The sequence below is a fragment of the Bacillus sp. AFS001701 genome, assembly GCF_002559405.1.
Taxonomy (GTDB): domain Bacteria; phylum Bacillota; class Bacilli; order Bacillales; family Bacillaceae_G; genus Gottfriedia.
Window position 1 is genome coordinate 1 of the sequence record NZ_NTZO01000005.1, and the last position, 18,469, is coordinate 18,469.

The window sequence follows — 18,469 nt, forward strand, 5'->3', positions numbered from 1 at the left end:
CTTTGTGTTTTTAATAAAAATATGTAAATTTATGTAAAAAATTATCGTTTTAGTTCCTTTTTTTATAGATTTAAAGTTCTAGACATAATTATTTATCTAGATATATAATCATAGAATTTTTTTAACATTTCAAAGGATAAGCTAAGTCTTTTGAAGTGTTTATTCGACAACTAATTAGCCTAGCCCGAAGTAAGGTAGTGGTTCTATTAAAATATCAGAATATCTTTATTAAAAGAGTTAAAAAAATAAAAAGGCAGCATCCCAATGGATTACTGCCCTAAACATTTGTTTTATTTAAAAAACCTTGGTAAATATTCTTTATGAGCTTCTAGCATTTCGTCAACGATCGCTACAGCTACTTTATCATTTGCTACAAGTGGGTTAATCGTCAATGCAAGAATTGCTTTTTCGCGACTTCCTTCTACAGCAGCCTCAATTGCTGTTTGTTCGAAAGATTTAATCGTTTGAATTAGTCCTCGAACTGGAACTGGTAATTCCCCGATTGTCAGTGGAATTGGGCCATCTTTTGTGATGACGCAGCTAACTTCTACTGCACCGTCATACGGTAAGCCTGAAATAGCTCCCTTGTTCATCGTGTTTAATGGTTGGATATCTCTCGTATCATTATATATAGATGAAATTAAACGACAAGCTGCATCGGAATAGTAAGCTCCACCACGTTTTTCTAACTCAGGTGGTTTTATATCTAGCGCTTCATCTTTATATTTTTCAAAAAGAGAAGCTTCAATTTTTTGCACGACTTCTGCACGCGTTTCATTCGATTCAAAATCTTTTAATGCTCTTTCAAGCATTTCAGATGTTTTGTAATAGTAATGGTGATAAGAACAAGGAATGACATTGACTGCTTTTAGGAATTCAGGTGCCCATTCTTCAGCATCTATATTTTTTACAAAACTAGCATTAGCAGGATCCATAATCATTTCAAGTACTTGCTCTTTTACACTAACCCCGTCTAAATATACCTCTGTACCATATACCATATGATTTAGACCAGCAAAATCAATACGTACACGTGAATGATCTACATTTAATAGTTTTGCAACACCCATTTCCATTCCGATCGGTATATTGCAAAGACCAATGAATCTCTTAATATTTGAATATCTTAATGCTGCTTCTGTAACCATACCTGCAGGGTTTGTAAAGTTAAGAATCCAAGCATCTGGACATAGCTCCTCAACTTCTTTACAAATATCCAAAATAACAGGAATTGTACGTAAGGCTTTAAACAATCCACCTGCACCGTTTGTTTCTTGACCAATTACCCCATGTTTAAGTGGAATTCTTTCATCAAGTGCACGTGCAGCCAGTTGTCCAACACGAAGCTGTGTTGTAACAAAATCAGCATCTTTTAAGGCCTCACGACGATCATACGAAAGATGAATCTCCATTGATACTCCAGCTTTTTTGACCATACGCTTTGCTAGTGCACCAACTGTTTCTAACTTTTCGCGACCAGCTTCTACATCAACAAGCCAAAGCTCAGTTACTGGGATTTGTTCATAACGCTTAATAATTCCCTCAACTAATTCTGGCGTATAACTTGAGCCCCCACCTATTGTAACGATTTTAAATTTCTTTGACATTACTTTAGGCCCCTTTCATACATGTCAACGAACTCTTTTGCCAAGTCTTTTACAGTCATTGCATTCATTAAGTGATCTTGAGCATGAATCATTAAAAGTGAAATCTCCGTTGGAGTGCCACCAATTTCTGATTGAATAAGCGTTGTTTGAATATGGTGTGCCTCATTTAAAGCATCACCTGATTCTTTCAATTTCTTGCGAGCTAAATCGAAGTCTTGTTTTTTTGCTGCTTGAATCGCTTCCATTGCAGCACTTCGACCATTTCCACCATGAAGAATCAGTGTGAAAATTTCCGTTTCATTTTTTACCATAAAACTGACCTCCTCTCTTTGTTAATAAAATTTTTTTATCGTCATAACCCCATGGTTATTAATTTTCAAAGTTATAAACCTAAAAGGTATTCATCGTATTTTTCTTGAGTAAAGATCAGAAAAGTCACTTCTTTAACAATTACTACTTATTTTCAATTAATTTGATAGCTTGCTCTAGGATTGCTTCACCATCACACATGCCGTAATTCATCATATTAATTACTTCAACTGGAATGTTTTTCTCTTCACAGATTTCTTCCATTTCTTCTAAAAGGAAGCGTACTTGTGGACCTAACAATAACACATCAGCTTCATCGACTTCTGAGCGAACAACTGATTCAGAAACTGCCCAAATGCGTGCTGAAATCCCTTTTGATTCAGCAACTTTTTCCATTTTAGAAACGATTAAACTTGTTGACATGCCTGCAGCACAGCAAAGTAAGATATTCATGATGATTTCCTCTTTCTTTAGTAAGTTTTTTTATATTTCATTCTTATTTATAACAACAAATCGACCGATTCGATCGTGAACAGCTAATGATTTTTTATTAGCAAACATGCTAATAACTGATAAAAAGAACGGAAGACCTTGAAAAATAAACATCGTCAAAAATTTAAAGAAACTTCTAACAATCACTAGTAATACATAAGGAAGTATTCCCTTTTTATTATTAATACGTGTTAACTTCAATCGAAAGATCTTCTTTCCAATTGTCGATCCTCTTAACAATAAGGTTGTTAAGACGTCATAACAAAAATAGATTATAAGTGATTGGAGAAATGCTTCATTAAAAAGAGCCATTACCTTTACAGCTGCATCTTGACTAGCAGTTGATTTTTGAAGCTCAATCATATTTGCTAGAACTCCTGGAAAGTTTGGAAGTCCTGTGATTCGATACACAATTGACAAGATAATTGAAACAATTATTGCATCAATGACAAAGGCTCCGATTCTTTTTAATCGAAACGAAGTGATAATTTTTTGTCGATTTTCCATAAGTTTTAGTCCCTTCTTCTAATCAATTATCCATCTATTTGCTTGGGAGAATTATTTACTTGCTTTCTCCATTTCTAAATTTTTCTTATCCCAAATTCGAATGAATGGGAACCAAATGATCGAAGCCACTGCAAAAGCTACCAATTGCATGACTACACCCATAATCTTTCCGCCCGTCATTAGATAACCACTTATGAAATATGGTGTTGTCCATGGGATGATTGTTCCAGTTGTATGTGGGAAAATTCCCATTGCCGTACCAAAGTACGTTACTGTTAATACTGCTATAGGAGCTAGAATATAAGGAATCATTAAAAATGGATTTAAAACAATCGGAACACCAAACATAATTGGCTCATTAACGTTAAAGATAGATGGCCCAATTGCTAGACGTCCTACCTTCTTAAGAAGTTTTGACTTCGCTAAAAATGTCATATAGATTGCAACTGGTAAAGTAGCACCAGAACCACCCATCCAAATTCCATTCTCATAGAATGTATACGTAATGATATGTGGTAACGTTTTACCTGCTTTAAGTGCTTCTAAGTTTGCATCTGCATTTGTTATCCAAATTGGTTCCATAACAGACGTAATGATTGATGAACCGTGGATACCAAAACTCCATAAAAGGTGTTCCATTAAACATGCGACAAGTGTACCAACATAAGTTGAACCTAAAATAGTAAATGGTTGTGTCACAACTTTATGAACAAACGTTGCAAAATCTCCCCAACCAGTATGACTAAATCCGTATCGAACTAGTAAGAAGAAAAGGATAATCACAAAGCCAGGAATAAGAGCCGTAAATGAACGTGAAACTGTTGGTGGCACAGTATCTGGTAAAGTGATGATGATCTTCTTTTGTAAGAAGTAACGATAAATTTCAGCAGTAATAATTGCAATGATTAATCCAACAAACAAGTATTGTGCACCAAAAAGATCAGGTGACCATGCTGATACTGTTTCCTTACCATCTTTGAAAGTGCTCATAATATTAACAATTAAATAACTTGCTAATGCTAATACCCCAGCTGGAACTCCATCAATATTCTTTTTATCGACCTTATAACTACTTGCTAAAGAATACGCTACGCCAAATACTGCAACTAATGCGATAATCCCCATTGAACCGTTATAAACGATATCTCCAAAAGCATTCCAATTTTCACCAAATACTTTTGACATGAAGTTTTGATACCAATCTGCTTCTAACCAAGCTACGATAATGAAAAATGAACCAATGATCATTAGTGGCATGGCAAACATAATACCGTCACGCAAAGCAAGTAAGTGTCTTTGATTACCTATTTTCGAAGCGATCGGTAAGAATTTTTTTTCAAAAAAGCTGCTGTTCATTTCGATATCCCCTCTCAAAGGAATTAGGATCTTGGTAATTCAGTTCAGTAATTCACCATATACCAAGATCCCTTTTAGAATTTATTTCTTTTTTAAATTTAAGATTTAAAGTTTGAATTTAATAACAGTTGTGTAACTACCGTAAACTTTAACTTTTCCATCAAGAGTGAAAGCACGAACTTTAAAGTAGTACGTTTTACCTTTAACTAATCCTGTTGCAGTAAATGTTCCAGTTGTTGTTGTTTTTGTTGTTTGATCAGAGAAATCGCTTTTTGTTGCACGAACGATTTCATAACCAGAAACACCACTTACGCCTGTCCAATTTACTTTAATTGAAGTAGTACTTGCTTTTGTTGCCTTTAATCCTGTTGCTTTAGCAACATCCCATTTTGCATAAAGTGTTGTATTTGCTGTTACTTTATCTGTTGCAAAGTTCCATGCAGTTTTAAGTCCTGCATCTTTGTACCATCCAGCAAAGACAAATCCTTTTTTCGTTGGGTTAGCTGGTTTCGCAATGATAGAATCATAGTTTCCTGTTATAGTAGCTACTTTAGATCCACCTTTACTGTTAAATGTAACTGTGAATTTGCCAATACCCCATTTAGCGTAAAGAGTAGTAGATTCTGTTACTTTATCAGTTGCAAAGTTCCATGCTTGTGTACATGAAGCATCTTTATACCAACCAAGGAATGTATAACCTGTTTTTGTTGGTGTTGGAGATGTAATCGCTTCATTGTATGTTGCAATTACTGGATCTACTGCAGATCCACCTTGTGAATCAAATGATACTGTTTGTTTTGCATCTTTAGATACTGTGCGTACAAACGTCATCACGTGGCTATCATTTGCAAATTGTGGATCTCCGTTCAATGTCATTCCAGAATATACAACCGTCGCAGTGATGTTAGCTGGTTTATCAGTGTTGTACGTTACTTTTCCATCCGCATCAACAGCAACATCGTCTGGTGAAGATGATTCGTAACTAACATCTACATATTTGTTTCCATCTGTATTTAATCCTTTTTCAGCCATTGCATCTTTTAACCAAGTTGGGTATGCAAATGAGTTCTTGTCTAGCTCAGTAGGAGCAATTTTTTCAGCTGACTTCATTGGATCAACAACTTTGATTGTGTAAGTGATTTTTTTCGGTGTTCTAAAGAATCCGTCGATCACATAGCCCGTAACTGTACTAGTTCCTGGTCTTAAAGCTGTTGCGTATGAACCATAGTGCACACCATCTACACTAATCCCTGCCGCATTTACATTTCCAACTTCACCGTAAGCTGCTAAAGTTCTTAAATCAAGAACTTGAGATACATTTGAATCAGCATTGATTTGCGTTGGTAATCCATTGCTATATCCAGCTAAATCCCAAGAATTCGTTAACCAAGATACATTGTTCGTATATCCTGTTGTTTTTGCATCCAATTTAACAGAGTCACCAACATTAATCGTAAATGTATGTGTGTCTTCGTTATATTTAGCCTTTGGATTCATAGCTGCTACATTCATTGGATAGTTAATACTTTCTGTTCCGTTATTTACTGGCGCAGTAACTTTTGATCCTAAATCTTCTACATATGCAGCATCCTCAGGGTTTTGAGTTAACCAATAAGGCATCGATGTTACAGTTGAAGATTCCATTGATAAGCTGTTACCAGAATCAATTGTTCTTCGGTCCATCGTTCCGAAAATATTTGTATTGTATTTAGACATCATCACTTCATCACGTGGAATTAATTGATCAACCATTAAATCAGGTGTCACATGCGTTACGTCATTTCTGTTTGCAGAAAGAACATCCCAGTTCATGAAGTTATTTGGTATACGTGTCATTTGCCATGTTGAACCTGCAAGGTCAACCGTTGAACTTCCGATACTAAATCCTTTTTCTTTCAATGCACCTAGAGAAGCTGCGTAGAAAGTTGACATAAATGGATTTTTCTCTCTCTTTTCATTGAACCACCACTGGTTCATACCATCTAAGATCCCTTTAGCGTTCATTTTCTCTGCATGGTGAGATAATGTGTAGTATGAAAGTGCAGCTTCTTCTTCATCAGAATAGTTCATGTATGATTCGTAAGATACACCACTTACGCCAATATCGTCTCCGTTATGAGCAGAAATACCAAAATATCTTGAGTGGTACTGTAATGACATATCAAGTAATGAAGTTGAGTTATAAGACTTTGGATATCTTGTTTCATAATCATTGTGCTCTGAAGCTGCTGTAGACGCTTTTACACCATTCATTACTTTGTATTCATTTGCAAAATCAAGTGGAGAAATTACTGCAACACCTTGTGCTTCAAGTGCAGCTTTTTCTGTTGGCGTATAACCGCCCATATCTCTTGCAGCTACAAGCATTTGTAATGCCAATGTTGCGTTTAATGGACCATCTTCGTAATCATTTCTGCCCCATGCATTTGATACACCATCAAGGAATTCTGGATTTAAATTAGCCCATTTAGTTGGAGCTGAAGGAGCATTTAATCCATCTCCAGGTGCTGTTCCATTGAAACGAGATTCAATTGGGTTCTCCCCAGTAACACTTACTTGATAATAGTTGTTTAAAACCATTGCATTTGTATGGTTAATTAAATCATTTTTCACAAGAGCCGCTAATTCAGGATCACTATCTTTAAAAGTGTTATAAGCAAGGTCTAATGTAAAGTAATGACCTACTAATTCGTCTGTAGACGTAGTTGCTTTATAATAGACTTTGTTTGAGTCTAAAGCTTTTGTTGCATCGTCTAAATTAGGATTTTGTTCATTTACAATATTCGTTAAACGTGGCGGTACTGCAACAGTGTCATAAGCCTTGATACCAGCAGTTCCACCACTGATTTTACCTGGAACAGAATATTTAACTGTATTCCCGTTTACATCTTTAGTAGTTCCTGCACTTTTTTGAAGCCAAGCTTGATCCCATGATTTGCTTTCAGCAGTCGTAGAACCATTGTTGGTGCCTTCTACTTTATATGATCTAGCAAAGAAGCCAGCAGAAGCAGGTTTTCCTGTTGTGTCCAACGTATAATTTCCTTCATTATCAACGAATACCGGTTTACCTTCGTTATCTGCAAGCCACTTATTACCTTCATCAATCGTCGTTACTTTGCCACCTAGTGAGTTAACAACATAAACAACATCGTTAACATTGTCTTTTGAAGGTACCTTTAACTGCGTTCCAGATACATAACCAAGCGTTACGATGGCTTCAACAGCACGAACAGCAGAAGCTTTAGCATCTATCGTCCTAGCATCTTTTTCACCAAAGTTTTCTTTCATGTAGTTGTATCTCCAAATCTCACCTGAAGCGTACATCGTTGTCCATAAACCATCATTATCCGTATCAGAAATTGAGCTTATAGCATCTTTATCTGCAGTCATAAGAGCTTTAATCATATTATCCTTATTAGCAAAACTCATAGAACCAGATTGGAATCCAAATCGATCTGCGTAGTTTCTAGAGATTTCTTCTTGAACTAATGATTTGCCCATTAGAGACATTTGCTTTCTTACAATATGAGTAGCGTTTCCTTTTTCACCTAGAATCCAAAGTCCATTATTACCATCAGGCATAATATTTGTAATTACTTCTTTGGCATTAAATTGAGTTGGGTTTCCGTTTTTATCTACTCCTGAGCCTGAATTTTCACCAGTTTGAGGAATATATCTTCCACCTTGTAAAAATTGAATTTGATCAGCCGGAGCTAAGTTTGGATCATATAGTGTAATTGCATCGGATACGATACCAGTAGTTACTGGATGATCTTTTTCATCACCAAAGTTCACGTTACCGTTTGACTTAATTAGTGTATCCTTTGAAACTAACCATTTTACGCCATTTTCTCCATTAACATAGCCAACATAGTTTTTAGAAGGAAACTTAGATCCTGATGGAGCAGTTGGAATATTTGTTGTTTGCAAATTAGATGATGAAAGAGCTGCAGGAATTTTCGAATCTCCCGCGTTGTAATAGTAAACTAGCTTTTCAAGATTAGTAGAATGTTGAGTCTCAATTACAGAAACTGTAATGTTTACAGTAGCTGCATTACCATTGTTATCTACTCCAGTTCCTGTGATGATTGCAGAACCACCAGATGCACCTAAAATCTTTCCGCTGTAATCACCTTTAGCGTTACCAATCGTATCAACATATGCAACATATGGATCAGAGGTTGTCCATTTTACTGGCTTTGTTGTGTCTAATCCACTTGGTTTTGCATGAGTGATTTGTGTAGTATTCATAAAAATCTTAGTGCCTGTCGAAATCGGCGCTACTGATTGAGTTGAAATAGTTGGTGCTGCTTTAGCAACAACGCCACTAAATGGAGTTGCAAACATTGAAGCTGCTAATACTGAAGCCGGTAAAGCTCTACCTAAAAACCATTTATTTCTTTTCATTTATCTTCCTCCAAAATAATTTTTTTAATTAAATTTCTAATCGAAGATCCCTTTTTTTATAAGTAACCGTTTTCAAGATTATCTAAAAAGGACAAATGATAACATGAAGTTGATTCGTTTCTATTAGCGATCATCCTAATTTGATTACGAATGATCGCTAAACTGTTACGAACCATATTGAAACAAGATTTTTGAAATTTCATATTGAAAATCGTTGAAATTATTTGATTTTAATACCTTTTGCTTCGTCTCGGGGTGATCCATTAAGTGTAAAAATAATCGACTTAACTCTTTGTGTAAAAATAAGTCTCCGGCACGAAGATTAATTAAAAATAGGATTTGTACAATTTTCCCATCGATTGTTGGCGGATTTTTAAAGATCACCACACTGATTGAATCTTGAATCGCGACCATTTTTAATGCATGTGGCGCAGCAATTCCATTTTGCAGTATCGTCGATATTTTATCTTCTCGTTCGACAACTAAAGCAGGATAGTTAGGTGCTGCAAATCCTAGTTCAACAACGCTTTTTGCCTTTTCTTTAATAAAGGCTTTGTAGTCAAACAACTCTTTGCTTTCTTCTATATAAAACAAATCTGTATGAAATAAAGATAAAAGTGTTGGTACGTCTTCTTTAACTTTATTAGCTGGGTATCTAGTAAGCGTACGTCGAATTCTTTGGACATCCGTTTCAGTTAGTATAGGTGCTACTTGTATATACGGAATTGAAATTTTGTCAAAAGGAATCGAAGTTGATGAAACTAATAAATCATATTCTTCTAAATTTACTGTTTGAAGCTCACTATACAGAACGACCTCAATTATTGCCCCTTGAAAAAGTGTCTCAAGTTTCATTTTCATTAAATCAGCCGATCCTGCTCCTAATCCGTACGATAGTAGAATTTTTTTGTAGGAACTTAATTGTTTTTGCTTCTCCCTTTCCACGTGAGCAGCTAAATGCATTGTAATATAGCCCATTTCGTCACTAGAAAGTTCGAACCCCCATATTTCCTTAATCATTTCAGAAAAATTTAAAGCAATCATAAATACATCTGAATACCTACTGTATACATCATCTATTAATGGATTCGTAAGCTTTAAATTGAAATATAATCTTCTTAGCAATGGATACATATGCATAATCATCGTATTTAAAAGTTGCTGATCACCTGAAAACTGAGTTAAGAATGTTTGATCTAATCTCTCTAAACAATTCTTTAATTTTTGTTTTAAGTCATTTTTTTCATGTTCCTCAATATCGTCTACACTCGATTTACCACTTATATGAGCAGCTAAATAGATTATTTCACTTTCTGGTAATACGACATGATATAGCTCAGAAAGAATTTCACAAATTCTCTTTGCTATATTCATAAACGATGGTTTGATTAGAGAAACATCTAACTTTTTTTCTTGATTAGGCAAGATAAAGTTGTGTTGAGTTACTCGAAACGAGAGTACTTGGATATGCACTAAAATATTCTCAAGTGCAAAATAACTTAATTTCAGTTGATTATTCTGTACTTCTTCACTCAAAACAGCTCGAATTTCCGCAAACGGAAACGCTTTCTCAAAAGTTTGATAATTTGACTTCTTTAATAATCCTGTTTCTTTTTGACTTAAGAAATAGGAAAACGCTCTTCTAAAATTCGTTTCATCCCCAAGTAAACGAACTCCGTAACGTGATTTTGTTTCTACTTTTAAATCAAAAATCCTTACTTGCTTTTCAACTTCAATCATGTCGGTAAAAACTGTCGATCTGCTAATCATTAGACTATCAGCAAACATATCGATCGTTTGAAACTCTGTCGTTTGAAGCAAAAGCATAATAATATTATTCACCCGAACGCGAGGTAAATCTGGTGCTAATGCCCCGTCTATTTCTTTCATATATGTTTGAACCAACTCTTGGTTCTCTACATAAAGTAAATAGCCCTCACCACGTTTTTTCTGAATCACAAATCCGGACTTTTCTCCAATCGCGTTTAACTCTTTCAATTCATTTCGCAATGTACGATTTGAAATAGCGAATTCTGACTCAAGTTCCTGTGAAGTTAGTGATTTTCCTTTTTGATACAAATATTGCAAAATTAAATCTCTTCGCATACATTACCTCACCACCCTAGATGCCTAATCTAGTATTTTAAGTTTACTTTCCAGTAAATCTATTTAACAGTTTGAATTTTTCCAATATAGTTCGCAATTTAAAACAAACACGCCTAGTTCATATGTCATATTTACTTACAATGTAATAATACGTCCTAAGCCCTACCGCGAAATACAGGAACATTTTACTAGCACCAATCGTTTCTAATTCTTTTGTATACAAAAAAAATCCTTATCTTAGCATAAAAGCACTAGGAGCAAGGATTTTGTCTTTTTTTTGTTTTAAGCATTTCTTAACAATGTATTAGAAATTCTGTAAGACGAGGTTAACACTTTCATCCGTTCAAACTTGAAAAAGCGCTCCTATTAACTGGGAACGCAAAGCGAGCCAAAAAGTAAGATAAATCTTTTAAGCCCTTTTTTGTAGTTATTCGATTAACTATTAAACACCATAATACTTAGCAAACAACTCTTTATTCCATTCATCTCCACCATCTACATTAGAGCTTTTAAAAACAGGTGGTTTTAATCCAGCTTGATGATATTTTTTTGCTAATAATATAGAAATTGATTGAGCAACAAAGGCTCCAGCCATTGTGGAAGTTGCCCCCATTCCTGTATTTGCTTCTTCTACATAAAAGGCAGCATCTCCAGGTCCGGTGCAATTATCTATGACTACATCACTATAATCGCAAAGATATTTTCCGCTACTATGTCTTGATTTTGAGCCTTCTGGATGACTTGGATTTGTAAAAGCAATTACCTTTGCACCACATTCCTGTGTCATTTTTGCAAGTTCAACAGTCATTCCATTTCTTCCCGAATTGGAAGCAATCACAAGAATATCCTTTGAGCTTATTTTGTATAAATCAAAAATTACCTTTGCATAAGCTTCTATTCGTTCAATCACAGTACTTTTTAAAGGATGGTCATGTAAAAAAAACTCATTCGGCAAAATTGGAGAGACTTCTGCAAACCCACCCGCTCTTACATAAAATTCTTCTGCAAACATATGTGAATGCCCCGAACCCGTAACAAGGAAGCGACCACCATTTTGAATGGCTTCAAAAATACAAGTTGCTGCATGGTCAATGTTTTGATTCTGTGTCGTATATAGTTTTTCGAGATTTGCCATCACAAACTTAAAATAATTCTCCATAAATGAATACCTTCTTTTATTGATTTAATAAAATTACCAACCGTACTTCTTTTCACTCCATTTTTTTATAACTAAATCTTGTTTTACGAAAACAAGACTATTTTGTTCAATATCTTTATCGATGATTGCACCTGCTCCTAACACACTATAAGCCCCTATTTTACATCCTGGCATAATAATCGTATTTACACCAGTTCTACAATAATCACCAAGATAAGCTGCATTTGAAAAATGTAAAGGTATTTCTTTCCGTCCATTTACAACGTGCTCAGTTTCACCGTCATCAAATCGTAATGTTCCACAAACCGTTGCTGCACCGATATCCGTATGACTGCCTATTGCACCATAAAACTCGCCATAGTGATATAGATAGACCTTATCCATTACCATTCCGCCAAGGAACTCTGCACAATGGTCGAATATACAATGCGATCCAATTGCAACTCCATCATAAATCATACAATAATTACGTATGGCAGTATGATCGCCAATAACTGCATTGCCATTGAAAATCGCACCATTATCTATGATTGTATTATCACCTACAATTAGGTTACCGTGAATGACAACTCGATCACCTATTGAGGAATTCTTACCAAGCTTTACGTGACCATGAATGGTTGCATTTTCAGAAATCGTTGCACCTTCTGCTAGTTCATTCTCTTTTATTGCATTACAAAAATGATTTACCATATATTCATTCGCTTCTAACATATGCCAAGGCTTATCAATATCAAAGAAATAGCCATTACATTCAATCGCTTGTAATTTTGTTTTCTCAAGTGATTTTAGAAGAGCAGCTTCGACGTATCGTTCTTTCGGAACACCCACTCCTACTTTTACATTCGGAAAATAATCGGGCGTTCTTCTCACTTCATCTAGTAATGACTCATCAAAAAGAAATCCTGCGAATTGATGGGTAATACTGTCACCACGGTAGTGAGCACCGATTGACTGGACAAATCCTTCCTTTATACTCGCACCGATCCAATTCCTTGATGTCTCTTCTAATTTTTTTAACAAAACAGTAGGTTTTTTCGAATTAGCTAACTGTTCAAGATCCTTTTGTTCGATGATCGTATCACCGTAAAGAGCTAGAAACTCCTTAGTACTTGAAAGTTTCTCAACTCCCTTTACTAAACTTTCTGCACTTCCTAAATTTGATTGATCAACAACAAATTTAACATGATCTATGTCGAATAGAAGATTTTCAATCTCTCTTTGATGTTCCTCATTAGCGACAACAACAATCTCTTCTATTCCCATTGCTACAATGGATTCAATATTATAACGTATTAATGGTTTACCAGCGATTTTTATTGCTGTTTTGGAGCGAACCGCGTTGAAAGGATTCATTTTACTCCCTTTGCCTGCCGCAAGAATTACTGCACTTTTTACCATTCTAATACCTCGACTATAAAATTTTTTTACTTATATTCAACTAATCGAAATTTATTTTTGCCTGCTAATAAATAAGGCATTAATTCGTATGCAAAAGGATGAATAAATCCAATGACATTATGTTCAACGGATTGCCCTAAATCTTTTAATGAAATTTGTACCTCTCCCTCATATTGTGCACTTCGATTATTTAAAATAGAAACTGTATATTTCACTCTCGGAGCACAATAGCAATGAGGTACTTCCATTCCCCTTGTATCAGTTGCACGAATAAGATTTGCTGGTTGATCTACTCTTGAAATAAGAACCTGCTCACTAATTTTCACCTTTGTCTGTTCGGGAACATATTGATTAAAAACAACTGGAATTTCTATATAATCTTGTTTGTAACATCTAGCCATTTCTTTGAGCTCTGAAAAATCTGCAAATGAGTCACCAATTAACACATCATTAAAACCATTTGCAAATAACTCTAGCATGGCAATATGGCTAGGAAAGAAGCGGTGTTTTTCAATTGTACAAACTCCATGACCTAAATGGTGTAAATCGTTAGGCGAAAGCTGCGAAGCAACAAATCCTCCAACTGGCACACCGAATAAAGCAAACATATTATTAATTGAGCGTATGTCCTCTAAAGACAATGCTGTATCTGGTAGAGGGAAAAAATTATGACAAGCTGTAAGTTGTCCGATATTTCCTTCTCGTTCTATTGTTTCTAAAAACTCACGGCATTCGCGTAAAGCGTTTCCATTTTGATTATTAGAAGACGACATTGAAGCATTTACTTCTATTTGAATTCCCTGTTTATTTTTTGATAGGAGCGCAACTTCTTCACTCGTAAACCCTCCATCGATGCGGAGCCTTGTGATGCCCATATTCTGTAATGCTGTAAGGTCGTTTAATGTACAACCCAACTCACTGAAAACTTCATCATTCATATCAGCTGACACAGTCATATTAAGTTCCTTGCAATAACTAAATAATTCATTCCAAGTGTCCGCATTTACATTTATTGCACCTTCAAAACCATGATTATTTAAAATCAGTGAAACAAATACCTTTTTAAAGCCTAATGATTTAGCCTTCTCCAAATAATCTTTGATTTGATCTAAAGGATAAAAGTTGGGATACACACTAATTCCTATTTCACGCATATTCGATCGCCCATTCCTTTATTTTTATTTTGAATTACTTGTATTTTTCACCAATAATGATGGCACCGAAAACTGGATCATAAAGAGGTGCAGATAGTTTAACTTGTGGTAAAGCCACACTTAACTTCTCCTTTAGCGTATCGAAATACTCAGCTGATTTCGTCAACAAACTTCCTGCCACAGATAGGCGGAAATTAATTGAACCCATTTGTCGGCTGATTCCGATGACTAAACGAACCAACTTATCTAGTTCTCCTTCAACAATTGTACGAGCAGCTTCGTCACCTTTAACCCAAGCTTCTAAAACAATTGGCGTACATGAAGCTACTTTATCTACCGGAATTGTATCTTCCAAGTATAATAAATCCATAAAATCTTCAGGAGTACTCATCTTAAAATGAGCTAGCAATTTTTCGGTAAATGAGGTAGGAGCAATTACTTTGTCGTACTCATTCATAATAGCCGCGATTGCATGTAAACCGATTTGGAAACCGCCACCCTCATCACTTATTAATCCGCCCCATCCGCCTGAGCGTATTATATTTCCTTTTGAGTCTACTCCCATAATAATAGAGCCTGTTCCAGCAATCATTAAAGCATCTTTTCGATCTCCGTTTCCACCAACAAGAGCAATTTCTGCATCATTCACTACTTCTAGCTGACAAGTAAAACCACTTTCTTTTAATGCATTCAAATAAATATCAATATCTTTCGGTCGATCTACTCCTGCAGAGCCTAGTACAAGAATCGCACTTTGTAAACGCTCTCCAAAATAAGAAACAAGCGTTTCATATATTTCACTAAATACTGGTCTAAGCCCCTCTACACCGATGTTGTTATAATTTGACATGCCAAAATTTTGATCAAATAACGTTTCTCCATCTAGACGTTCTTTGACCATAACTCTCGTTTTCGTTCCTCCGCCATCCATTCCAATTATCAATCTATTCATTATTTGTTGATCCATCCTTTCATAAGCTAATAAATTATCATCGTATCAACTTATACAAATAGCTTTAAATTCGTTCTGTTTCGTTTCTTATTTCATTTTAATTTTCAAATTTGTTATGAATGTATAGTTGCATTAATTGTAAAGTAAACAAATCTCATTTACTAGGTGGATATTTTCTTCATGTAAAGGAAAAAAACCACTTATTCAATGTGAACAACTCGTCAAGGTTTAGACTTAGAGAAATAATAAAAACAAAAAAAGTACCCTATAGCTAGACTTTTAAGTGTCTACTCTAAAGAGTACTTTTTATCTGTATTTATCTGTGCAGACTGTAATAGACAACACAAAGGCTGACACTTTTACAGTTCCAATATTCCATCAAGATTCTTTGACTCAAAGTTGTCGAGCATTGCACGTACTTCATCTGTTGATGATGTACTCATTAATTGATTTCTTAATTCACTTGCCCCTCTAAACCCACGAACATATATCTTAAAAAAGCGATGAAGAGCCTTGAACGAACGCAGCTCTAAATATGAATATTTATCATGGAGATCCATATGCAATCTTAAGAGATCAAGTAGTTCCTTACTGCTATGTTCTGTCGGCTCCATTTCAAAAGCAAATGGATTATGGAAAATACCACGCCCAATCATAATCCCATCAATACCGTATTGATGAGCGAGCTTTAAGCCAACTTGACGGTTTGGGATATCCCCATTGATCGTTAAGAGTGTATCTGGTGCCACTTCGTCGCGAAGTTTCTTTATCTCCGGTATTAGTTCCCAATGTGCATCCACTTTGCTCATTTCATCTCTTGTACGAAGATGGATCGACAGATTGGCAATGTCTTGTTTCAAAATGTGAGTTAACCAATCACGCCATTCGTCTACCTCAGAGAAGCCAAGCCTTGTCTTCACACTTACAGGTAATCCTCCTGCTTTTGCTGCTTGTATTAATTCTGCTGCGACGTCTGGACGGCGAATCAGGCCGCTTCCCTTTCCGTGCCCTGCCACATTAGGTACAGGACAGCCCATATTGATATCCACACCTTTAAACCCAAGTTCCGCCATACCAATACTCATTTGTCGGAAGAATTCAGGCTTATCACCCCATATATGAGCTACCATCGGCTGTTCATCCTCTGTAAAAGCCAAACGCCCACGCACACTTTTGTTTCCTTCTGGGTGACAATAACTTTCACTGTTTGTAAACTCTGTGAAAAACACATCTGGTCTGGCTGCTTCACTTACAACATGGCGAAATACAACATCCGTCACTTCTTCCATTGGTGCTAGTATAAAAAATGGTCGCGGTAAATCACGCCAAAAATTATCTTTCATTTCCATTTTCAAATCCTCTCATTATGGGACTCTTAGTCCAATCTCCTATCCCAAAATTAAAAAGCAAGATGTCCTTGCTTACACTTGTACCTTTAGTCACTTATTATCTCCACGCTATTAAACAACAATCCAGTGATCCTAGTTAATAAAGGTTTTGCTAAAAACTGAAGAACTTTAAAATAACACTAGGTTCAAAAACTTGTGTCAGTTCCCTTCCTTAAGTACTAATTTCGCGACAGCTTCTACGTGACTAGTATGTGGGAACATATCCACTGGCTGGATCTCTACTGTTTTATAACCACCGTCTTCAAGTACTCGTAAATCTCTTGCTAATGTAGCAGGATTACATGATACGTAAACTACTTTGCTTGGCTTCATATCAATGATTGTATTTAGTAAAGCCTCGTCACAACCCTTTCTTGGAGGGTCTACAACTAATACTTCAGCTGTAATTCCTTGCTTGTACCAATTAGGTATCACTTCTTCGGCTTTCCCTACTTCAAATTCAACATTTGTCATCTCATTAAGCATTGCATTTCGTTTCGCATCTTCAATCGCTTCTGGTACAATTTCTACACCATAAACCTTCTTAGCCTTTTGAGCTAAAAATAAGGATATTGAACCGATTCCACAGTATGCATCAATAACTGTTTCACTACCGTTTAAGTTTGTATACTCGAGTGTTTTATCATATAAAACCTTAGTTTGTGTAGGGTTTACTTGATAAAATGATCGAGCTGATATTTCAAAAGTAATGTCACCAATTTTATCTTTGATTGTTTCACTTCCGTATAATACAATTGTTTGGTTTCCAAGAATCACATTTGTTTTTTCATTATTTACGTTTTGAATAATACTTGTAATTGTTGGATATTTCTCAACAATTCTAGCTATTAATTCATCTTTTTGAGCAAAGTTCACTTTATTAGTAACAAGAACTAGCATTGATTCATTTGTATAGTATCCATAGCGTGCCATTATATGACGCAATAGTCCTTTGTGGCCAAATTCATCGTATGGCTCGATTTTTAATTCTTCACAAAGATCTTTCACAGCTTGTATCATTTCATCATTTTCTTTACCTTGAATGTAGCATTCATTCATTGGAATAATTTCATGGCTTCTCTTTTGATAGAAACCAACAACTAATCCACCTTCTAGTTCCCCTACTGGAACTTGTGCTTTGTTACGATAACTCCATGGATTTTCCATTCCTAACACGGGATGGATTATTACATCATCAAGTTTCCCAATTCGTTTTACAACTTCTACTACTTGTTTATGTTTCGCCGCAAGTTGGCCTTCATAGCTCATATGTTGAGTTTGACAACCACCACATTGATTGTAAATTGAACAAATTGGTTCTACTCGTACATCACTTTCTTTTTGGAACTCAATAATTTTACCGAATCCAAACCCTTTGCTTGTTTTTAGCAACTTAATTTGTGCTTTTTCACCTGGAAGTGCATTTGGTACAAAGATTGGATATCCATCTACCTTTGCAACTCCATGTCCTTCATGGGTTAAATCGATAAATTCAACATCTATGAATTGATTCTTTTCTACAGGTAACACTCTTTTCGACAAGTCCCTTACCTACCTTTCAACCTTTTATTAAACCATTTCATTATACAAAATAAATAACCACGTTAACTACCGTGGTTACTTTTTCTAGT

Annotated in this window: 13 protein-coding genes; all 13 read right to left on the reverse strand. The window is 35.5% G+C overall.

The annotated features are described in order from the left end of the window. Positions 1-290: 290 nt before the first annotated feature. The 13 genes from CN514_RS00395 to rlmD all read right to left on the reverse strand — a co-directional run bounded on the left by CN514_RS00395 (position 291) and on the right by rlmD (position 18,380). A complete protein-coding gene (locus CN514_RS00395) occupies positions 291-1,607 on the reverse strand; it encodes a 6-phospho-beta-glucosidase (RefSeq protein ID WP_098230854.1) in 1,317 nt (438 codons plus the stop codon). Next, on the reverse strand, positions 1,607-1,918 hold the full coding sequence (locus CN514_RS00400) for a PTS lactose/cellobiose transporter subunit IIA (protein WP_097974004.1): 312 nt from the start codon (positions 1,916-1,918) through the stop codon (positions 1,607-1,609). Before CN514_RS00400 ends, CN514_RS00395 begins: the two co-directional genes overlap by 1 nt. 142 nt (positions 1,919-2,060) lie before the next feature. After that, the gene (locus CN514_RS00405) at positions 2,061-2,369 is read right to left on the reverse strand and encodes a PTS sugar transporter subunit IIB (protein ID WP_098230856.1); all 309 of its coding nucleotides are present in this window, start codon (positions 2,367-2,369) and stop codon (positions 2,061-2,063) included. A 30-nt stretch (positions 2,370-2,399) separates the two neighbouring features. Next, positions 2,400-2,915 carry an RDD family protein gene (locus CN514_RS00410; RefSeq protein ID WP_098230857.1) on the reverse strand — a complete coding sequence of 172 codons (516 nt, stop codon included), beginning with the start codon at positions 2,913-2,915 and terminating at the stop codon, positions 2,400-2,402. Between the two features lie 51 nt (positions 2,916-2,966). Further along, a complete protein-coding gene (gene celB / locus CN514_RS00415; RefSeq protein ID WP_098230859.1) occupies positions 2,967-4,271 on the reverse strand; it encodes a PTS cellobiose transporter subunit IIC in 1,305 nt (434 codons plus the stop codon). Positions 4,272-4,376: 105 nt separating this feature from the next. Then, the gene (locus CN514_RS00420; protein WP_098230860.1) at positions 4,377-8,678 is read right to left on the reverse strand and encodes an InlB B-repeat-containing protein; all 4,302 of its coding nucleotides are present in this window, start codon (positions 8,676-8,678) and stop codon (positions 4,377-4,379) included. A gap of 165 nt (positions 8,679-8,843) precedes the next feature. Continuing rightward, positions 8,844-10,784 carry a BglG family transcription antiterminator gene (locus tag CN514_RS00425; protein WP_098230862.1) on the reverse strand — a complete coding sequence of 647 codons (1,941 nt, stop codon included), beginning with the start codon at positions 10,782-10,784 and terminating at the stop codon, positions 8,844-8,846. 442 nt (positions 10,785-11,226) lie between these two features. Then, entirely contained in the window at positions 11,227-11,943 is a 717-nt protein-coding gene (locus tag CN514_RS00430; RefSeq protein WP_098230863.1) for an SIS domain-containing protein, read from the reverse strand. 33 nt (positions 11,944-11,976) lie between these two features. Then, the gene (locus CN514_RS00435) at positions 11,977-13,344 is read right to left on the reverse strand and encodes a nucleotidyltransferase family protein (protein WP_217993907.1); all 1,368 of its coding nucleotides are present in this window, start codon (positions 13,342-13,344) and stop codon (positions 11,977-11,979) included. A gap of 26 nt (positions 13,345-13,370) precedes the next feature. Then, complete coding sequence (locus CN514_RS00440; RefSeq protein WP_098230866.1) at positions 13,371-14,498, reverse strand: MupG family TIM beta-alpha barrel fold protein; 1,128 nt, start codon at positions 14,496-14,498, stop codon at positions 13,371-13,373. 34 nt (positions 14,499-14,532) lie between these two features. Beyond that, complete coding sequence (locus CN514_RS00445; RefSeq protein WP_176525733.1) at positions 14,533-15,450, reverse strand: N-acetylglucosamine kinase; 918 nt, start codon at positions 15,448-15,450, stop codon at positions 14,533-14,535. A 359-nt stretch (positions 15,451-15,809) separates the two neighbouring features. Next, positions 15,810-16,793, reverse strand: coding sequence for a tRNA dihydrouridine synthase (locus CN514_RS00450; protein ID WP_098230904.1), 984 nt, complete (start codon positions 16,791-16,793; stop codon positions 15,810-15,812). Between the two features lie 204 nt (positions 16,794-16,997). After that, complete coding sequence (gene rlmD, locus CN514_RS00455) at positions 16,998-18,380, reverse strand: 23S rRNA (uracil(1939)-C(5))-methyltransferase RlmD (RefSeq protein ID WP_098230869.1); 1,383 nt, start codon at positions 18,378-18,380, stop codon at positions 16,998-17,000. Positions 18,381-18,469: the final 89 nt, after the last annotated feature.